Source organism: Ruminiclostridium sufflavum DSM 19573, assembly GCF_003208175.1.
Lineage (GTDB): Bacteria > Bacillota > Clostridia > Acetivibrionales > DSM-1351 > Ruminiclostridium > Ruminiclostridium sufflavum.
This window is the reverse complement of sequence record NZ_QKMR01000003.1, coordinates 158,353-176,076: the sequence shown is the minus strand read 5'-3', so window position 1 is coordinate 176,076 and position 17,724 is coordinate 158,353. Positions and strand designations below refer to the sequence as shown.

At 38.1% G+C, this 17,724-nt stretch carries 14 protein-coding genes; all 14 read left to right on the top strand.

The window, feature by feature from the left end; genetic code table 11:
• The first annotated feature begins 118 nt into the window (after window positions 1-118).
• Window positions 119-1,702: an S-layer homology domain-containing protein gene (locus tag LY28_RS03515; RefSeq protein ID WP_242981136.1), complete on the top strand. Its 1,584-nt coding sequence runs from the start codon at window positions 119-121 to the stop codon at window positions 1,700-1,702.
• Window positions 1,703-1,851: 149 nt separating this feature from the next.
• A complete protein-coding gene (locus LY28_RS03510) occupies window positions 1,852-3,336 on the top strand; it encodes a S41 family peptidase (RefSeq protein WP_110460875.1) in 1,485 nt (494 codons plus the stop codon).
• Between the two features lie 451 nt (window positions 3,337-3,787).
• Window positions 3,788-4,303, top strand: a complete 516-nt coding sequence (gene loaP / locus LY28_RS03505; protein ID WP_110460788.1) for an antiterminator LoaP — start codon at window positions 3,788-3,790, stop codon at window positions 4,301-4,303.
• Window positions 4,304-4,388: 85 nt separating this feature from the next.
• Window positions 4,389-5,171 (top strand): YveK family protein, encoded by a 783-nt coding sequence (locus LY28_RS03500; RefSeq protein ID WP_110460787.1) that lies wholly within the window; start codon window positions 4,389-4,391, stop codon window positions 5,169-5,171.
• Window positions 5,172-5,183: 12 nt separating this feature from the next.
• On the top strand, window positions 5,184-5,915 hold the full coding sequence (locus tag LY28_RS03495; RefSeq protein WP_110460786.1) for a CpsD/CapB family tyrosine-protein kinase: 732 nt from the start codon (window positions 5,184-5,186) through the stop codon (window positions 5,913-5,915).
• Between the two features lie 84 nt (window positions 5,916-5,999).
• Window positions 6,000-7,343 carry a UDP-glucose dehydrogenase family protein gene (locus LY28_RS03490; protein WP_110460785.1) on the top strand — a complete coding sequence of 448 codons (1,344 nt, stop codon included), beginning with the start codon at window positions 6,000-6,002 and terminating at the stop codon, window positions 7,341-7,343.
• 113 nt (window positions 7,344-7,456) lie between these two features.
• Window positions 7,457-8,974, top strand: coding sequence for a glycoside hydrolase family protein (locus tag LY28_RS03485; protein WP_133250174.1), 1,518 nt, complete (start codon window positions 7,457-7,459; stop codon window positions 8,972-8,974).
• A 120-nt stretch (window positions 8,975-9,094) separates the two neighbouring features.
• Window positions 9,095-10,105 carry an acyltransferase family protein gene (locus LY28_RS03480; protein WP_110460783.1) on the top strand — a complete coding sequence of 337 codons (1,011 nt, stop codon included), beginning with the start codon at window positions 9,095-9,097 and terminating at the stop codon, window positions 10,103-10,105.
• A 2-nt stretch (window positions 10,106-10,107) separates the two neighbouring features.
• On the top strand, window positions 10,108-11,508 hold the full coding sequence (locus LY28_RS03475; RefSeq protein ID WP_110460782.1) for an O-antigen ligase family protein: 1,401 nt from the start codon (window positions 10,108-10,110) through the stop codon (window positions 11,506-11,508).
• The gene (locus LY28_RS03470) at window positions 11,505-12,761 is read left to right on the top strand and encodes a glycosyltransferase family 4 protein (RefSeq protein ID WP_110460781.1); all 1,257 of its coding nucleotides are present in this window, start codon (window positions 11,505-11,507) and stop codon (window positions 12,759-12,761) included. Before LY28_RS03475 ends, LY28_RS03470 begins: the two co-directional genes overlap by 4 nt.
• Before the next feature lie 13 nt (window positions 12,762-12,774).
• Window positions 12,775-13,788 (top strand): NAD-dependent epimerase, encoded by a 1,014-nt coding sequence (locus LY28_RS03465; protein ID WP_110460780.1) that lies wholly within the window; start codon window positions 12,775-12,777, stop codon window positions 13,786-13,788.
• A complete protein-coding gene (locus LY28_RS03460) occupies window positions 13,785-15,068 on the top strand; it encodes an oligosaccharide flippase family protein (protein ID WP_165835483.1) in 1,284 nt (427 codons plus the stop codon). Before LY28_RS03465 ends, LY28_RS03460 begins: the two co-directional genes overlap by 4 nt.
• Window positions 15,069-15,217: 149 nt before the next feature.
• Window positions 15,218-16,378 (top strand): polysaccharide pyruvyl transferase family protein, encoded by a 1,161-nt coding sequence (locus LY28_RS03455; protein WP_165835482.1) that lies wholly within the window; start codon window positions 15,218-15,220, stop codon window positions 16,376-16,378.
• A 69-nt stretch (window positions 16,379-16,447) separates the two neighbouring features.
• Window positions 16,448-17,689, top strand: coding sequence for a glycosyltransferase family 4 protein (locus tag LY28_RS03450; protein WP_165835481.1), 1,242 nt, complete (start codon window positions 16,448-16,450; stop codon window positions 17,687-17,689).
• The last annotated feature ends 35 nt before the right edge of the window (window positions 17,690-17,724 follow it).

Genomic DNA, 17,724 nt, shown 5'->3' with positions numbered 1-17,724 from the left:
TGCTTGTTTGTAATGCCCGGATAAATATAAAATTGCTGCAATTTTTATATGGCGGAGTTTTAAACAGTATATCCTGCGGTGGGGTTTGAGTAAATAAATTTAATGGAGGCTGAATATTTTGCGTAGCTTATCAAAAAAATTTAGGGTAAAAGGATATACCTGCTTAGGCTTGGTATTTTCGTTGATTATCACTCTTGCGGTACCGGGTATAACGTTTGCAGGGAAGGGTGACAGCGGATATGACGGCGGTATCTCATCAGGAGAGGCTCCAGCCGCCGCTGCCACAGCATCAAGCAAATTTGAGTATGAGTATCAGGAGCCTTGCTTTTTGAGCGGTGTTCCAATTATTTTAAGCGGAACGGTTACTATATCAAAAAAATACAAGGAGGATACAAAAAACAGTACCCAGACATTGACATCAACATACGCATATTCACTGGCTAACGGAGATAATAAGCTGGTTCGTTCCCTTACCTATGTTACAACGATTACACCCAAGGATAACGGGCAGAAGACAGAATCCACAAAATTGACAAAAGCCACGGAAACAGCAACAGTGGGCGGTACTAAATATATTATAGCCGGTACAAATGATTATGTACTTTCAAAGTCGAATCTTATTGACATGAAGCCTGCGGTCAATTACTATAACGGAACCTTGAGAAGCAAGAAGACATATCATATTGATACCGCTAAAAATACAGATACCGTTGTAGTGGAGTCCTCAGGCAGCTATTCGGGCTATGATGAATACTGGAGCTCGGCGGAGGCGCAAAAAATAGAGCAGACTATTTCACAGCGCAAGCCGGGCAAGACGGTCGGGAATATAGGAAAGGTGACCTTGGACATTTCCTCCACCACAAAAAAGGAGCTGAAATATGATGAGAGCATTGCGGAACAGACAAGTGTTGAAGGCGGTTATGTGCAAACACAAAAAAATGAGAATATTCTAAAATATACCGCAAAGTTGAGTGAGCTGGATAAAAATAAGGCTCCTACCACCAAGGTTAATACATACACCAACAGCTTGAAGCTTGAAAGCTTTCCAACGCAGATAAGCTTGATTTCTCCGAATCTGAACCAGATAAGCGGGCATCCCTCGGAGGAAAGCATTACTCTTTTGTTTGGGCTGGAGGCATTTAAGAATGAGGATGCAGCAACTTTCGACCCTCAGGAATATATGAGCAGAGCCGAATTTGTCGATGCCTTTGTAAATGTCGCGAAAGCAGTTCCGATTGATCCGGTTTTTGTAACAAAGAAGAAGAGCTCCAATACAAAGAATACCGAGGTTACTTCTTTATTTACAGATGTTTCGGTAAATCATACATTTTTTGCATCTATTAATGAGGCGGCAACAAGGGGCATCGTGTGGGGCAACGGAAAGAGCCAGTTCAGACCAGGCAATTTGATAACAATGCAGGAGGCAGTTACAATGATGATAAATTCCTTGGGCTTAAACGGGCTGGCACCAAATCCTGCACCGGTGACAAGCTTTGTGGATAATGACAGCATATCCTCCTTTGCAAGACCTTCGATGTACGTTGCGGAGAAGATAGGACTGATTGAAGAGGATGCAAAAGGGTATATTTATCCTGCGTCCAAGGTTACTAAGGCAAAAGCCGCTGATATGATGAGGGCATACATAGAATATATGAACAGCGGAATCAGAAGTGAATACATGGATAAGCTTATCAGCTATTAATAAAATATATACAAAAATTGTTATAAAATATTTATATGGGAGGTGTTAGTCCATTTCAACTTGTATATTCTGACTATTGTCAATTACGGTTCAAGACGCAGCAGTGACAGTAATTGACTTTATTTATGGTATTGAACATGGACACTATAATGAAAAATTTTAAGAGGATTACAGCGGCAGTACTGTCGATAATGATAATTTTTATGGTTTGGGGAACGGATGTATTTGCTGCCCAAGCTCAGATACAGCAGCAGGAGACTGGGTTCAGTGATGATTATCTGGATAGTGTCAGAAAGCTGATAAAGCAGAAATACAGCGGGAGCATAACAGACGCGGCTTTGAATAAGCCTACTGTTGAGGGGATGTTTGAGGCCCTTGATATATATTCTGTATTTTATAAGCAGAGTGAATTTAATTCCTTTATGGATTCACTGGGCGGTGAAATAGAGGGAGTCGGCATTGTTGTGGAGAAGATTGGCGACTATGTTACTGTTGTAAAGGTATTTGAAGGTTTGCCGGCGCAAAAAGCAGGAATTCAGAAGGGTGACAAGATTTCTGAGGTTAATGGAATATCAGCAGCCAAGAAGGAGATTGATGAAGTTATTTCAAATATTAAAGGAACCGCCGGAACAAAGGTAAAGCTTGGAATACTGAAAGAGAGTATAAAGGATGAGGTTGAGGTTGCCAGGGCAAGGGTTGATGTTCCCAGTGTCAGCTATGAAATACGGGGGAATATAGGATATATTCTGATTGATATGTTTTCTGCGAATACTTACAGCGGAGTGAAAGAGGCTCTGAATGAATTTGACAGCAAGAGTATTGCAAATATTGTTCTGGATTTGAGAAATAACCCGGGAGGACTTCTGGATCAGGCGGTTTCTGTGGGCAGGTTATTTGTGCCCAAGGGACTGATTACAAAGCTTGATTTTAAGGATGAAGCAATGGAGGATGAGGAGTATTATTCATCGCTGAAGAGCATAAAATATAAGCTTGCTGTCTTGGTAAACGAAAATTCAGCAAGTGCGTCCGAAATATTGACAGGAGCTATAAAAGATACCGGTGCGGGAGTTATAATCGGAAACAAAACCTTCGGAAAGGCAAAGGTGCAGAGCTTTATTCCGATATTGTCACCGGAAGCATATGAGCGGCTTAACAAGGATAGTGAGAATAAAACGGTAAATGCCTCAATGTTTGAAGATGCATATGAAAGTGATTTGTTAGGCTGGGCAAAAATGACCATGGGAATGTATTACACGCCTAATGGCGAGTGCATTGATCTTAAAGGCATTGAGCCTGATATAAATGTCAGTGAGGGCAGCAAGGAGGCAGGCGGAATAAAGGTAAACGAAATCCGTCAGCTTTATATTGCGGTCAAGCCGTCACTTGGAACTGCCTGCAGTGATGTCTACAATGCGGAATGTATTTTGAAGCTGCTCAATTATGATGTTGATGAGCCGGATAATATATTGGACAAAAAGACGACTGAGGCTCTTACAAGGTTTCAGAAGGACAATAAGGTTTACGGCTATGGTGTATTGGATTTTTGCACCCAGCGTCTTCTTAATGATAAGCTGGAGGCTTTGTCTGAGTCGGAAGATACAGTATATTTAAAGGCTGTGGATGTGCTTGAATAAATATTGAAAATCATACGGGTATTATAAAAAAGCAAGGTACGGATAAATTCTGTGAATTATCCGTACCTTGCTTTTTTAATCAAAGGCAATTACAGCTGAAGCCTTACCGGCGGGAATACCGCGACAGCATTTATACTCTCTTTCAGGCAAATATTGCTTTCAAGCCGGCTTTCAGCGTAGTTTGAGTTAATATATTATTTCCGTCTTAATAGTAAAAAACATGTTTTGAATCTTGGTTTCTTTACATCAAATAATTACGGCTATTTACCAAATTTATAACACAATTTTAAATTATTTAAAAATTTAATGTTGAAGAAGTCACATATTACATGGGAAATGGCGAAAGCATTAAATTTACAAATAAATTTTTCCGAGTATAATTTCAAATTGCAGGATTAATAAAAAAAGCTGCATTTAACAATAATACATAGAATATTATTGGAGCAGAAGGATGAATGAAGATTTGAAATGGTATGCATTATTTGTAGCTACCGGAGAAGAGGACAGGGTTAAGGAAAGAATTCATTTTATAATGAAGGCTGAAATTAAAGCACTGGTTCCAAAGCGAAAAATGAAAGAAAGAAAAGAAGGTATATGGAAAGAGCGGATTAGACCGCTTTTCCCCGGATATGTCCTGTTAAACGGACAGATAAGCAGCAGGGCATATAATTTAATAACAGGAATACCGGGAGTTATCAGATTCCTTAAGGACAGTGCCGGTCCGCAGGAAATCTACAAGCATGAAATATGGTTTATCAGTAAGTTGTTATCTGAGGGTGATATTGTCGGATATTCAAATATTTATATAAAAGGCGGAAAGATTGAGGTCACAGATGGCCCTTTATATGGCTTAGAGGGCTTAATACAATCAGTTGACAGGAGAAAAGGAAGAGTAAAGGTATTGGTTGACCTCATGGGGCAGCCCAGAACCGTAGAGCTTTGCGTGACAATGATACAACCTGCATAATAATTCTGTATCTTAGCCTTGCTGTTTCGGCGTTAGGTGAGGAGAGGAAGAACATATAGAGCTCAAAGCCGGAAGGAATCCTTTTTTGGCGATAATTATTACCGGCTTGAAGGCAGAAGGCTGTTGGAATATGAAAAGGATTCCGAAGGGCGAAGCATTGCTTTTACATAAATTGGATGGGAGCGAAACCAAAATGGAACTGAATAGATTTTTAAATTCAATAAAAAGAATGACTTGGCTGGTTATTCTGTTAGGAGTGCTAGGGGGAGGCGGTTCCGCATATTTGAATATTATCGGGAATACCCCTGTATATAAAGCTGAGACAACAATATATGCAATGAATAAAAATAATACTGAGAATGGCGGTAAGGGCATAAATTATCAGGATGTATCCTTAAGCAGACAGCTGGTTATGGATTATCAATATGTTCTGACAAGTGAAAGGGTAATAGCTTCTGCAAATAAGCTTCTGGGGAAATATAATCTTTCTCAGGAGAGGCTTATTAGTATGGTTAACATAATTCAAAAAAATGAATCCAGTGTTATTGCCATAAGTGCGGTGGCTAATGATGCAGAAACAGCCGCCGATATCTCAAATGCAGTTACCGAGGCATTTATTTCTGAGCTGAGGAATCTGACCAACAATAATATAATCGGAGTATTGAATAAGGCTAAGATACCTGAATATCCAATAAATAATGAAGCATCAAAGAAAATCATGATTGGCTTTGCCGCTGGAGTTGCAATTGCATTTTCTCTCATATATTTCAGGGAATTGTTTGACATTAAAATCAGATATGCTGATGATGTTGAAAAAACATTGAAGATCAGGGTTATAGGAGCTATCCCTAAATATAGTGTCAGGTAGAGGAGGAAGCCAATGCCTAATATTGCATTTAAAGCATGTATACAGGAGAATCAGGCAGTCAGGGATGCATATTCAATGCTTTCAGGAAACCTTTATATGGAATCGGAAAATAAAAAAATAAGCAGCATTGTAATTACAAGCTCTGAACCTAAGGCGGGCAAGACCTCTGTTGCAATAAGCCTTGCTGTGACATTGGCAGGCTGGGGGAAAAGCACCGTACTGGTCGATGCCGATATGAGAAAGGAAGCCGCTCTGGCATCAATACCAAGGGAGGTAAGCAACCGGGGGCTTTCTCAATATTTATGCAATAATGCCGGGTATGAGGAAATAATATGCTGTACGGATGTTGAAGGCTTCAGATATATACCAAATGGAGGTATAGCATTAAACCCTATAGGACTTATCTGCTCGGAAAGATTTGACCGTTTGCTTGAGAGCTTGGAGGAAGAATTCGAATATGCCATATTTGATGCTCCTCCCCTTGATTCAATATCAGACGCTGTTCTAATTTCTGCAAAGGCTGACTCTGCCATTCTGGTTGCAAAAATGGGGAAAACAGATATTACAGCGATTGGCAGGTCAAAAGAAAAACTGGAAAAAGCAAATGTAAATTTGTTAGGGGTAGTTATTAACGAAATCAATAAAAGAGATTACAGAAAATATTTAAATTCATACGGATATTTCCATAGCGCAAAGGTTAAGAAGGGATTGCTTGAAAGGCAATTACCGATGGCTGCTAAATAAACGATGCAGCCGTCAACGCTAGCATATTTCTGATAATTTATCGTCTTGAGGCTTTAAAAGTGTTTTTCGGGGAGGAAATAAAAAATGAAGATAACAATCGCCGGAACAGGTTATGTTGGCATAGTCACAGGAGCTTGCATGGCTGAAACGGGGCATGCCGTAACCTGTTATGATATTGACAGTATAAGAATAAAGAAGCTGCAGGACTGCATAATGCCAATTTTCGAGCCGGGACTCGAAGAAATGCTAATCAGAAACAGAGAGCGAATCAGCTTTACAACTGATTATAAAGAGGCATACAGGGATAGTGAGGCTGTGATTATTTGTGTGGGAACACCCGAAAAAAGGGATGGCTCGGCAAATCTGAAATGCGTATATGCAGCTGTTCAGCAGGCGGTTGAGTGTGCGCAAAGAGATTGTATTATAGTTATAAAGTCTACGGTGCCTGTAGGAACAGGTGACAATCTGGATAAGGCTGTACGGCTTAAAAATACCGGCAGGCATTTTGAAATTGCAAATAATCCTGAATTTCTTTCGCAGGGAACGGCTGTCAGGGATACAATGAAAGCTTCACGGATTGTTATTGGAGTAAACTCACCGGAAGCGGAAAAGGTGCTCAAGGATATATATGACAGGCTTGGTCAGGAATATGTCGTCACAGACAGAAGAAGCGCCGAAATGATTAAGTATGCCTCCAATGATTTTCTTGCTTTAAAAATCTCCTACATAAATGAGATTGCAAACCTATGTGATTTTATCGGTGCGGATGTGGAGGATGTCGCATTGGGCATGGGGCTTGACCCGAGAATAGGGAACCGCTTTCTGAAGGCAGGCATAGGGTACGGAGGCTCGTGCTTTCCAAAGGATACAAAGGCGTTGCATTGGCTTGCTAATTTCAATGATTGTGAGTTAAAGACTATTAAGGCTGCCATTGATGTAAATGAAAATCAGAAAATAAAGCTTATTAAAAAAGCCAGAAAATACTATGACAGCTTTCGTGATCTGACAGTCGCAATACTGGGCCTTACTTTCAAACCCGGAACCGATGATTTTCGTGAAGCGCCGTCACTTCAAAATATTCCTATTCTTTTAGAGGACGGAGCAAAGATTAAGGCATGGGATCCGGTAGGGATGGATAACTTCAAAAAAGCATACCCGGAGGAAATAAGCTACTGCGGCTCAATTGAGGAAGCTCTCAAGGATGCGGACATTTGCTTCATATTAACAGAATGGCCTGAAATAGTCCTGATGGATGTGTCAAGGTTTCAATTGCTTATGAGAAAGCCCATTGTCCTTGACGGCAGAAATTGTTTTAAGCTTGAGGAGGCAGAAGGAAATGGCTTTATTTATGAGTCAATAGGCAGAAGGATAATCGGACAGGGCTCCATAGCCGGGGAGCATTTGCTCAGAGGTGAGAGGGCGGTGTAGATTTAAAATTTATGCGTAAAAAGGTTCTAATATTAATATGCATCCTTTTCATTTCCGTAATTTATTTACATGCAAAAAGTGAAAGCGTATATCCCAATATATTAAAAGGCCTTATGATAAATTCTTCTGCTTTGAACGAAGCTCAGAAGCAAAGCAATATCGGAAATGCAAACTATTACAATGAAGCTGACGGGAAGTATTATGAGGATGAAGGCTTTACTGTTGAAGCAAATAATAATACTAAATATTTACAGGAATTATTCAGTAATGAAAAAAAAATAAGCATCCCGGAAGGTAATTTTTTTTGTAAGGAGCAGCTTTGTATTAAGGGAAAGAATATAAAAATATCAGGAGTTAAGGGCAGGACAAAAATTTCCTTTGCAGGCAATACGGCAAATTCCGCTTATGAATATAATGTGGCGGCTTGTATAGTTAATGACAGCCATAAAAGGATTTTTGACGAAAATTCGGCTCAGAATATTACTGTGGACGGTATTTCATTTGAGCTGAAGCAAGGTAAAAATAATGCCTTTAAATTTATTCTGGTGTTGGCTAATGTAAATGGAGGCAATATTCTGAATTGCCGCTTTGTTTCAGACAAGGCAAGTGACGGCATGATTACACTGGTAGATTTGTTTTGCTGCTGCAAGAATATAAAAATAAAAGCTTGCTCGTTTGAAAATATGACAGGTGCTGACAAAGGCAGCTGTATATGGGTAAGAAATTTAACCAATTCAGATAAGGATAACAGAAATGCTACCGAAAGCATATCAATCAGTAACTGCAATTTTAAACAGGATTCCGATGACGAAATTATGGCTGTGTATTCAAGCAGAGGCAATATTAGAAATATTGAGGTGGAAAAATGTGAGTTCAAGGATTATTCAGACAATAATGCCAAGGTCCTTTCAACCTATCCAAGTGAGAATAGCTATTGTGGAACAGTTGATAATATTAAATTTTTTAATAATAAAATTTATTCGGAAAAAATCAGTAACTATACAATTACCGTAGGCGGCTCTAATAGAGCAAATGCAGTTTCAAATGTAGTAATCTCAGGCAATGAAATTACCATAGATAAAAGTACAAAGGACAGCTGTAAAATAATATACATAAATGATAATGACACAAATATTGAAAATGTATTTGTAAGGGATAATATTATCACCGCTGAGGGACAGCTTGTGAACACTACGGCAGTATATAATGCCACCTGTATAAATGACAATACAGTAACAGGAGAATTAGCCACCGGAATTTGTTATGGAAAAGCATACAGAAATATTATAAATGGTTCAAGAACTGCAATAGCATCTCCCGAGACTGCTGAAAATAATATTATTTATAGGTGCGGAATTGGCATTTCCTGTGATATACAGGAAAGCAGAATAGCCGGTAATGTTATTTCCCTTGATCCTCAAAAGGGCATATGCGGAATTGAAGTGAAGGATAACAATTCCTTGTCAGGATACAAATTTGAATGCAGCAATAATAAAGTTGTAACAAGTAATGAAAAGCAATATGGCTTTGCAATTCATAACGGAGATGTAAGGCTGGTAGCTAATATATTATACGGACCGGGAACAAGAAAATATGAAAGCGGTATGGCCAAGGTTACTGATATTGCATAATATTTTAAGCTTAATTTTAACCGGCGGCTTTAAGCCTCCGCGCCATTAAGATATCTGTAGCTATTCCGGACCGATTATGCTTTTAGGCTGATTTTAAAATAGTATTCCGGGGGGGAGCATATGCAGCATAACGAAGATATAGACTTTTTGAAAGGAATCGGCATTGCATTGGTTGTTCTGGGACATTGCTTCACAACGGCACTTGCAGGCAGATATTATGTTGTGGGAGTGCTTAAGGATATTATTTATACTTTTCATATGCCCCTGTTTTTTATAGTATCAGGCTACATACAAGGGCTAAGGCCATACAGCGCTGACAGGTGCAAGCTGTATATCGGCCGTCAAATCAGAAGGTTATTTATACCATATACAGCTTGGTCACTTGTTTTATACATATTCTATTATTTGCTGAAGGTTATTGATGTATACAAGATTCAGGAAAATATAAGTCTGAAGCCTGTACGCCTGATGCAGGGAATACTGGCATATGATGTTCGCACAGGCAATGTGCTGTGGTTTGCATATATATTATGTATTATTTCTGTTGTCTCATATCTGCTTCATAATGTTATCCGCAATAGGAAGATAAATGCCTTATTCCTTTTGCTGGTGCTCAGCTTGGGTTTCATGGCTAATATGTTTATTAAAGATGAAATGTTTGTATTAAAAAGATTTCTTGTAATGTGGATTTATTACGAGACAGGCGTGTTTACGGGGATATATATAAAAGATATAAGTTTTAAAGCAAATGCTTTATTGAGCATAATTCTGTCAGTGCTCTACGTGATTGCCTATGTGCTGTACACAAGGTCTGAGGGAGTAATTAATTACAGCTTAAAGGTTATTTGTGCATTATTAGCTGTTTTTATATTATATAGCTTATCAAGCCGGAATAATTCGTGGATTTACTCTGCTTTCAGCTATATAGGGAAAAGGACGGTATTTATTTACTACTTGCATAATCCTTATATAGTGCTTGTTACGGTAACCTTTTTGACGGAAGCTGCGGGAGTAAACGCAATTGCCTCAATAGCCGCGGCATTTATTCTGGGAATGCTGATACCTTTGACAGCAGGCAGCTTGATATTGTCAAAAAACAGATTTACAAAAACAATCTTTTTAGGAGGATAAAAATGAGACCTGCAATAAATTTTGACAATATAATTTTATTTGCAATTTTTTTGTCTCCCTTTTCATATATGTTTACATATATGAATAATTTAGCAGATATCAGAATTGTGGAGCTGCTATGGGTATTTATATTTATTGCTGTATTTATAAAAGCAGCCTGCAACAAGAAGCTGCTGCTTTCCAAAAGCAGCTTGAGAATTGATAAGCAGGCACATGCTGTTTTTATACTATACATAGCGGTGATTTTTATTACCTGCCTGTTTTCTGTGAATATTAACCGATCCATAAAGGAGATATTGCAGTATATATATTTATTCTTAATAATGTACACAGTATATAATAAGGCAAAAGAGCCTGCTTTTTTCAAAAAGACAGTCAGGATGTTTTTACTTTCAAATATTTTGCTGGTAGCTATATGTATTGCAAGCTATATTTCGGGAAGGGTTATTATTCCGTCTTTTTATCTTTTGCCGGATGGACGGATATATGCAAATACAAATTTATTCAGTACTAACACTCTGATGGAATCGGGAACAGAGGTATTGAGGCTGAATGGAGTTCTAGGCCTTGGTGCGACTGCGATTGCAAATCAGGTATTAATTCAGTCATTATTTGTTAACTATATGATAAGGGTAACCTCCGGCAAGAGGAAGGTATTCTTTTACATATTGCTTTCAGCAAATTTTCTTACGATGATATTTACATATTCCAGGGCAGGCCTGCTGGTATTGCTTGTTGTCCATCTGCTTTCTGTTATGAGCGGTGATCATGTTAAGAATATTGCTATAGTTATAGCGGCGGTTTTAGCCTGCGGTATATTTTTTAGCTTATTTTCAAATGTGCAGGAAAGAATACTGGAGACCTTCAACACACAGGAGCAGTCGTCAAGGTATCATTTCGCAATTTGGCTGATTGCATTAAAGACAGGTTATACCAATATTTTTACAGGAATTGGGCTGGGTAATATGGCCTTTAGCTATGATGCCTTCAGATATGAATTTTATAGATTCGGGCTTGCTCAAACAGACAGTGTAAATGTACACAATTTTTTGCTTCAAATATGGGCAGAGCAGGGGTTGTTTGGGGTTGCGGCAAATTTTATGCTTATATTCGGTCCTATTATAAGCTGCCTCAGATGTAAAATATTTAAGCTTCTTTCAGCAGAAAGAAAAATATATGATTTTGCTTTTTTAGCATTTATAGCAACTCTTACACATAATCTTACGAATAATAACTTTTATATTGAGATATTTTGGGTTCTGGCAGGGATGATATATTCGGCAAGGGACTATTTTTATGAAGCAGAAAAGGGCGGTGACATGAACCGCAAGTATAGTGCATTTTCCGGCAGTAAGGGCAGTTCATCATTTTTTGTGACTAAGCAGGCGAGTTCTATGCTTTGAGCACAGCGAAAGGAATAATAGTTAGTATGTATCAAATATTGATAGTCGCTTATGACTGCAATCCAACAAGGGGCTCTGAAGCAATGTTTGCATTTAACTGGGTAAATATATTGTCAAAATACTACAAGGTAACTTTGATAACAGACATAAGACACAAAAAGGGCTTGGAAAGCAGTATTCATGGGATTGATTTATTGTGCTGCAAGTATATGCCTGAAAGGTTGAGTGATATCCTGTGTAAATTGCATGCACATAATATACAGTACAGTCTGTTTATAAAAAAAGTAAAAAAAATAATAGATAAAAATAATGCGGATAAATTTGATTTGATTCACTGTCTCACGCCTTCAGGCCATTATTCCTGCAATGATTTATATATTTATGGAAAGCCCATAATAGCAGGCCCTCTTGGGGGAGGCTTGAAGCTTCCCGAAGGGTTTGAAAATTACAAAACCTTAAAATATATTTTACGAAATAATTACTATAGCCGTATCCGCAAAAATGAAAAATGGAACAGGTACTATAACAACTGCGATTTGATACTTATCGGAACCAAATATTTACTGGAGAATTTACCGGAGGCTATTCACTATAAAACTGTTGAGTTATTTGACACGGTTGTTGATACAGATAAGTTTGCACCTTGTTCAGAAAAAAGCTTGGAAACGGTGAATATCGTATACTCGGGCCGCTTGGAGCTGTCAAAGGGCTGTATGCTTCTAATTAAGGCATATAAATTGCTTTTAATGGAAGGGTATGCTCAGAGCCGGTTAATTATGCTGGGAGATGGCAGTCAATACGGGAAAATATGTAAATTTATACGGGAGGAAAAGCTTGAAAACTATATTTATATGCCCGGAAGAGTAACAAACAGCACTGTAAGGGAAATACTCCAGGCAGCGGATATTTTTTGCCTGCCTACCTTAATTGAACACGGCGGAACATCAATACTTGAAGCCATGTCATGTGAGCTGCCGGTGGTTACGACAAATTATGGGGGCCCTTCAATCAGCGTTACAGCCGAATGCGGCATAAAAATAGATGCAGTCAATAATAATCAATATATTTTAAGCCTGAAAGAAGCATTAAAATACCTGATAGACAATCCGGAGGAGAGAAGGCGTATGGGCAGAAACGGAAGGATCAGAGTGATTGCCGAATATTCTTATTCCAGTCTTGAAGAGAAAGTTGTACTTTTATATGAAAATACTTTTAAGAAGCTGGATAAATGCAAGCTATACAATATTATATAGCAGGGGGAGCCTCATGAAAAAGATACTTGTCACAGGGAATGCAGGGTTCATCGGAATGCACCTGTCAAAGAAATTGCTGACGGAAGGCTATCATGTTCTAGGCATAGACAATCTAAACGATTACTATTCTGTAGACCTGAAAAAACAAAGAATCAGCCTGTTAAAACCGTATAAAAATTTTTCACAGATTGTTTGCAGCCTTGAAGACTGCAATTCAATAAATTCAGTCTTTAAGGACAATGAGCTTGATTGTGTTATAAACCTTGCAGCACAGGCAGGAGTGAGGTATAGCATCAAAAATCCCAGAGCATATATAGATTCCAATATTACAGGCTTTCTCAACATACTGGAGGGCTGCAGACATCACAAAATTCCGCACTTGATTTATGCATCCTCAAGCTCGGTATACGGGGCAAATGAGAAAGTACCGTTCAGTATACATGATAATGCTGACCACCCTATGAGCCTGTATGCGGCGACAAAAAAATCAAATGAGTTAATGGCTCACGCATATTCAAGCCTATATGGCTTGCCTGTTACGGGCTTGAGATTTTTTACGGTATACGGACCTTTCGGAAGACCGGATATGGCATATTTTCTTTTCGCAGATGCAATAAAAAGCGGAAAACCCATTAAAATATTTAATTTCGGGAAAATGCAAAGGGATTTTACATATATAGATGACATAGTCGAGGGTATAGTCAGGCTGATAAGGAAGGGAGCGCCAAAGCCAAATGAAGGCTGGAACAGGCATGATGCTGACCCTGCCGCAAGCTATGCTCCCTACAGGCTTTTCAATATCGGAAATAACAGACCGGTTGAGCTGGAATATATGATTTTATTGCTTGAAAAGTATATGGATAGGAAAGCGGAGAGGGAATATCTGCCTATGCAGCAGGGGGATGTTCCGGTTACATATGCCGAGCTGGATGATTTGACGGGATATATAGGATTTAAGCCAAGAATATCCATAGAGGAAGGGCTGCTGAGCTTTGCCGAATGGTTCAGGGAGTACGGGAGGCTATGATAAGGAGAATATTAAGGAATCAGTATTTATATTCCGTTTTCACAAAGCTTATGACGGCATTTCTCGGTGTTTTAAATATGGTTTTTATAAACCGGCTGCTCGGTCCTGCATTAAGAGGAGAATATATCTATATATTAAACATTGCCAATCTTGTCACCATGTTCTTAAATCTTGGAATATACCAGTCATATCCTCTTTTTAAGAGAAGAGATATCCCTGAGCTTCAAACAAAATATATTAATAATGTTTTTTTACAGCTTATAGTGTATCTGATAGTATCAGGTATACTTTGCGGCATATTCAAAAATAAATGGCAGCTTATTATAATTTTTACGCTGATTCCGTTTATGATTATAAATAAACAGGTTAATTTTATTGTAATGGTAGAAGACATAAATCTGAGGAACCGTATAAACATATATATGGAAGCAATTTATTCCTTGTGCCTGTTTATTATATTTTGTACCGCATGGCAAAACATATATATAATATTAAGCCTGATGTATCTTAAGTCTGTATTGCAGCTGCTGTTTGTAATTATTCTTTTCAAAATAAAAATTAATTTCAGATTGATTGATTTGAAGCTGCTTGTTCAGTCAATCGGCGTAGGCTTTGTTTCGATGCTTTCCCTTTTAATGATTACGCTGAATTACAGGGTGGATGTAATAATACTTAAACTGTTTACTGACTATAAGCAGATTGGGCTATACAGTGTGGGAGCGGCTCTTGCCGAGCAGGGGTGGCTGATTTCGGATGCCTTTAAGGAGGTTCTTTTTTCGAAGAATGCAAGGAAGGACGATATAGAGGATATTTGCATGTGCATAAAAATCAATGTGGTTATAACCGTATTAATGTTTGCAGGTATAGCTGTTTTAGGGAAGCCTGTTCTTTTTATACTGTTTGGCAGGGAGTTTACGGAGGCATATCCGGTTACAATTATATTATTTTCAGGAATTCTGGGTATGGTTTTATACAAAATGGTATATCCTCTGTTTATAGCAACCGGAAGGCAGGGAATAAGCCTTGCGGTGCTGTCTGCTTCAACTGCGGCGAATGTAATATTTAATTTTCTCTTGATCCCCCCCTTTGGAATACAGGGCTCGGCAGCTTCGTCCGTTATTTCCTATAATATCTGCGGAATATTCTTTATTTCAATTTTTTGCAGAAAATATAACTTAAAGCTGATGGACACCATTTTGCCTTCAATAAAGGATTTGAAAAATATTAAACGCAAAATAGCTGTCAGGCTTGGGAAAAATGAACATGAATTTAATTATTGAAGCAAGTAGGCTTCACCATGAAATTTTGCTCAGATTAAGTGTGGAGGTTAGCTTGAAAAAATTATGAAGGGATAAGTGAAAACCCTTGCGTACCGCCACAATGCTTCACTGTGAAATTTTGTCCAAATTAAATGTGGAGGTTAGCTTTTATGATTAAAATAGGAATACTTACGTTTCACAGGAGTATAAATTACGGGTCTTTTCTTCAGAGCTACAGCTTGGCTGCCACTTTAAAAAAACATACTGATTTTGAGATTGAAATAATAGATTATAATATGACTACCGTAGAGCTTGTAAATATTATACCAAGACCGTTTACGCAGGCAGTCAATGAAATGGTCAGATATTTCAGATTCAGAAGAGCTGTGTATACTGAATTGCCTGTATCAAAGGACAAATTAATATCAAATAAAATTTCAAAAGCCAATCAATTTATAAAAAACAAATATGACGCAGTGATTGTCGGCAGCGATGAGGTTTGGAAAATTAACAGATTAAGAGGCTTTCCGAACATATACTGGCTGAGGGAAGAATTAAATTGTATAAAGTTAAGCTATGCCGCATCTGCAAACAGGACTCACTTTGATAAATTGGATTGCGTCCAGAAGCAATATATAAAGGATTCTTTAAAAAATTTTTCCTATATTGGTGTAAGGGATCAAAATACCCTTAATAATTTAAAGAAAATAGATAAAAAATTAGTAATAAAAAGAAACTGTGATCCGGCATTTCTTTTTGATTTGGAAATGACAAAAAATATCAGGGCTGCTCTTGAAATTAAGCTTAAAAAAAAGTATAAGTTAGAGCTGAATAAGCCGATTATGGGAATAATGTGCAGCAATGATACCATATGCAGGAGAATTTATGATGAGTATAAGAACCGTTTTCAGATAGTTTCCCTGTATGCAAATGTAAAATACGCCCACACATATTTGTATGATTTAAGTCCGCTCGAATGGGCACATGTATTTAGCTTTATCAAGCTTAGCATTACAAATTTTTTTCATTGCTCGGTTTTTTCAATTATTAATAATACGCCCTTTATTTCTATTGACGCGGAAGATTCCTCGGTGCTCTATGAGAGTAAAATCAAGGATTTGATGAGAAGAGCCGGTCTTATTGAAAAATATTTTAATTTTAAGGACAAATCCTTTACATGGGAAAGAGTTTTTTATCAAATCGAAAACTGCATAAAAGCACCTGTTGATAACAGAATGGAGCTCTTTGCAGCTTCTGAAAAAAAGTATTTTTACCAATTTGTCAGTGAGCTGAACGGCTTATTTGATAATAAGCTGACAGTGGATATATAAATAAGGAGGGGGGGGAGAAGCCATGCCTGTACTTTTGTATAAAATACGGAGCATAGCATGGAGGCTTTGATGGGTAAAATTTTATTGGTAAACTACAGATATTTTATTTCCGGCGGGCCGGAAAAGTATATGTTCAGCATTAAAAGGGAGCTTGAACAAAGAGGGCACAAGGTGGTGCCTTTTTCAGTCAAGAGCAGTAAAAATGTCGAAACGGAATATAAGAAATATTTTGTTGAGCCTATTGACGGGGAGAAGGCGGTTTATTTTAACGAGTATAAGAAAACTCCTAGGGTGATACTTCAAATGATTAGCAGAAGCTTTTATTCTCCTGAGGTGAGAAGGGCTTTGGAGCATGAGATTGAGCTTGAGAAGCCGGATGCAGTCTATATCTTGCATCATGTAAATAAATTGTCCCCAAGTGTAATAAGAGCTGCGAAGGCTTCCGGTAAAAAGACAGTAGTACGGCTGTCGGATTTTTTCCTTATGTGTCCCCGGTTTGATTTTTTAAGAGAAGGCCGCATCTGCGAAAGCTGCTTGCATGGCTCTCTGATAAATGCCGTTCATTACAATTGTGTTCAGAATTCCAAATTTGCTTCAATAGTCAGAGTAATGTCGATGAAGTTTCACAGGTTAATTAAAATATATGATTCAGTAGACTATTTTGTAACCCCTTCGGCATTTTTACGTTCGAAGCTCATTGAATTCGGCTTTGATGAAAAAAAAGTCGTTCATATTCCCACGTTTATTGATATATCAAAAATTGAGGCAAAATATACACATGATAACTATATTCTATATTTTGGAAGGCTTAATAAGGAAAAGGGCGTTGAGTATGCAATAAGGGCTATGGGATACGCGGAAGATAAAACCCTTGTTTTAAAGATTGCCGGAAATGCAAGTGACGGCGAAATGAGAAAGATACAAGATATTATTTCTTCCTGCGGCATAAAAAATGTCGAGCTGCTTGGCTTTAAGGCGGGTGAGGAATTGGAGGAGCTCATCAGCAAGGCAAAATTTACAGTTGTTCCGTCAATCTGGTATGATAACATACCGAATGTGCTGCTTGAGGCCTTTGCGCATGGGAAGCCCGCCGTTGCATCAAATTTCGGCAGCTTGCCGGAGGTTGTTGACGATGGTGTTAACGGGCTGCTTTTCGAGCCGAAAAATATTTCGGATTTGGCAAATAAGATTAATCTTTTGAATTCAGATAAGGAATTGATTATAAAATTAGGTAAAAATGCAAGGGAAAAAGCTGAAAAATATTACAGCAGTGAATTGCATTATGAGAAGCTAAGCCAAATTCTACTTTAATTCAGTCGGAAATTTTTATAAGAGAGAATAACAGG

Excerpts from the sequence above, each read along its gene's own strand:
- loaP (WP_110460788.1), top strand. The coding sequence starts at position 3,788 with ATGAATGAAGATTTGAAATGGTATGCATTATTTGTAGCTACCGGAGAA.
- LY28_RS03455 (WP_165835482.1), top strand. The coding sequence starts at position 15,218 with ATGATTAAAATAGGAATACTTACGTTTCACAGGAGTATAAATTACGGG.
- LY28_RS03480 (WP_110460783.1), top strand. The coding sequence starts at position 9,095 with ATGCAGCATAACGAAGATATAGACTTTTTGAAAGGAATCGGCATTGCA.
- LY28_RS03465 (WP_110460780.1), top strand. The coding sequence starts at position 12,775 with ATGAAAAAGATACTTGTCACAGGGAATGCAGGGTTCATCGGAATGCAC.
- LY28_RS03450 (WP_165835481.1), top strand. The coding sequence starts at position 16,448 with ATGGGTAAAATTTTATTGGTAAACTACAGATATTTTATTTCCGGCGGG.
- LY28_RS03485 (WP_133250174.1), top strand. The coding sequence starts at position 7,457 with ATGATAAATTCTTCTGCTTTGAACGAAGCTCAGAAGCAAAGCAATATC.
- LY28_RS03490 (WP_110460785.1), top strand. The coding sequence starts at position 6,000 with ATGAAGATAACAATCGCCGGAACAGGTTATGTTGGCATAGTCACAGGA.
- LY28_RS03495 (WP_110460786.1), top strand. The coding sequence starts at position 5,184 with ATGCCTAATATTGCATTTAAAGCATGTATACAGGAGAATCAGGCAGTC.
- LY28_RS03475 (WP_110460782.1), top strand. The coding sequence starts at position 10,108 with ATGAGACCTGCAATAAATTTTGACAATATAATTTTATTTGCAATTTTT.
- LY28_RS03460 (WP_165835483.1), top strand. The coding sequence starts at position 13,785 with ATGATAAGGAGAATATTAAGGAATCAGTATTTATATTCCGTTTTCACA.
- LY28_RS03510 (WP_110460875.1), top strand. The coding sequence starts at position 1,852 with ATGAAAAATTTTAAGAGGATTACAGCGGCAGTACTGTCGATAATGATA.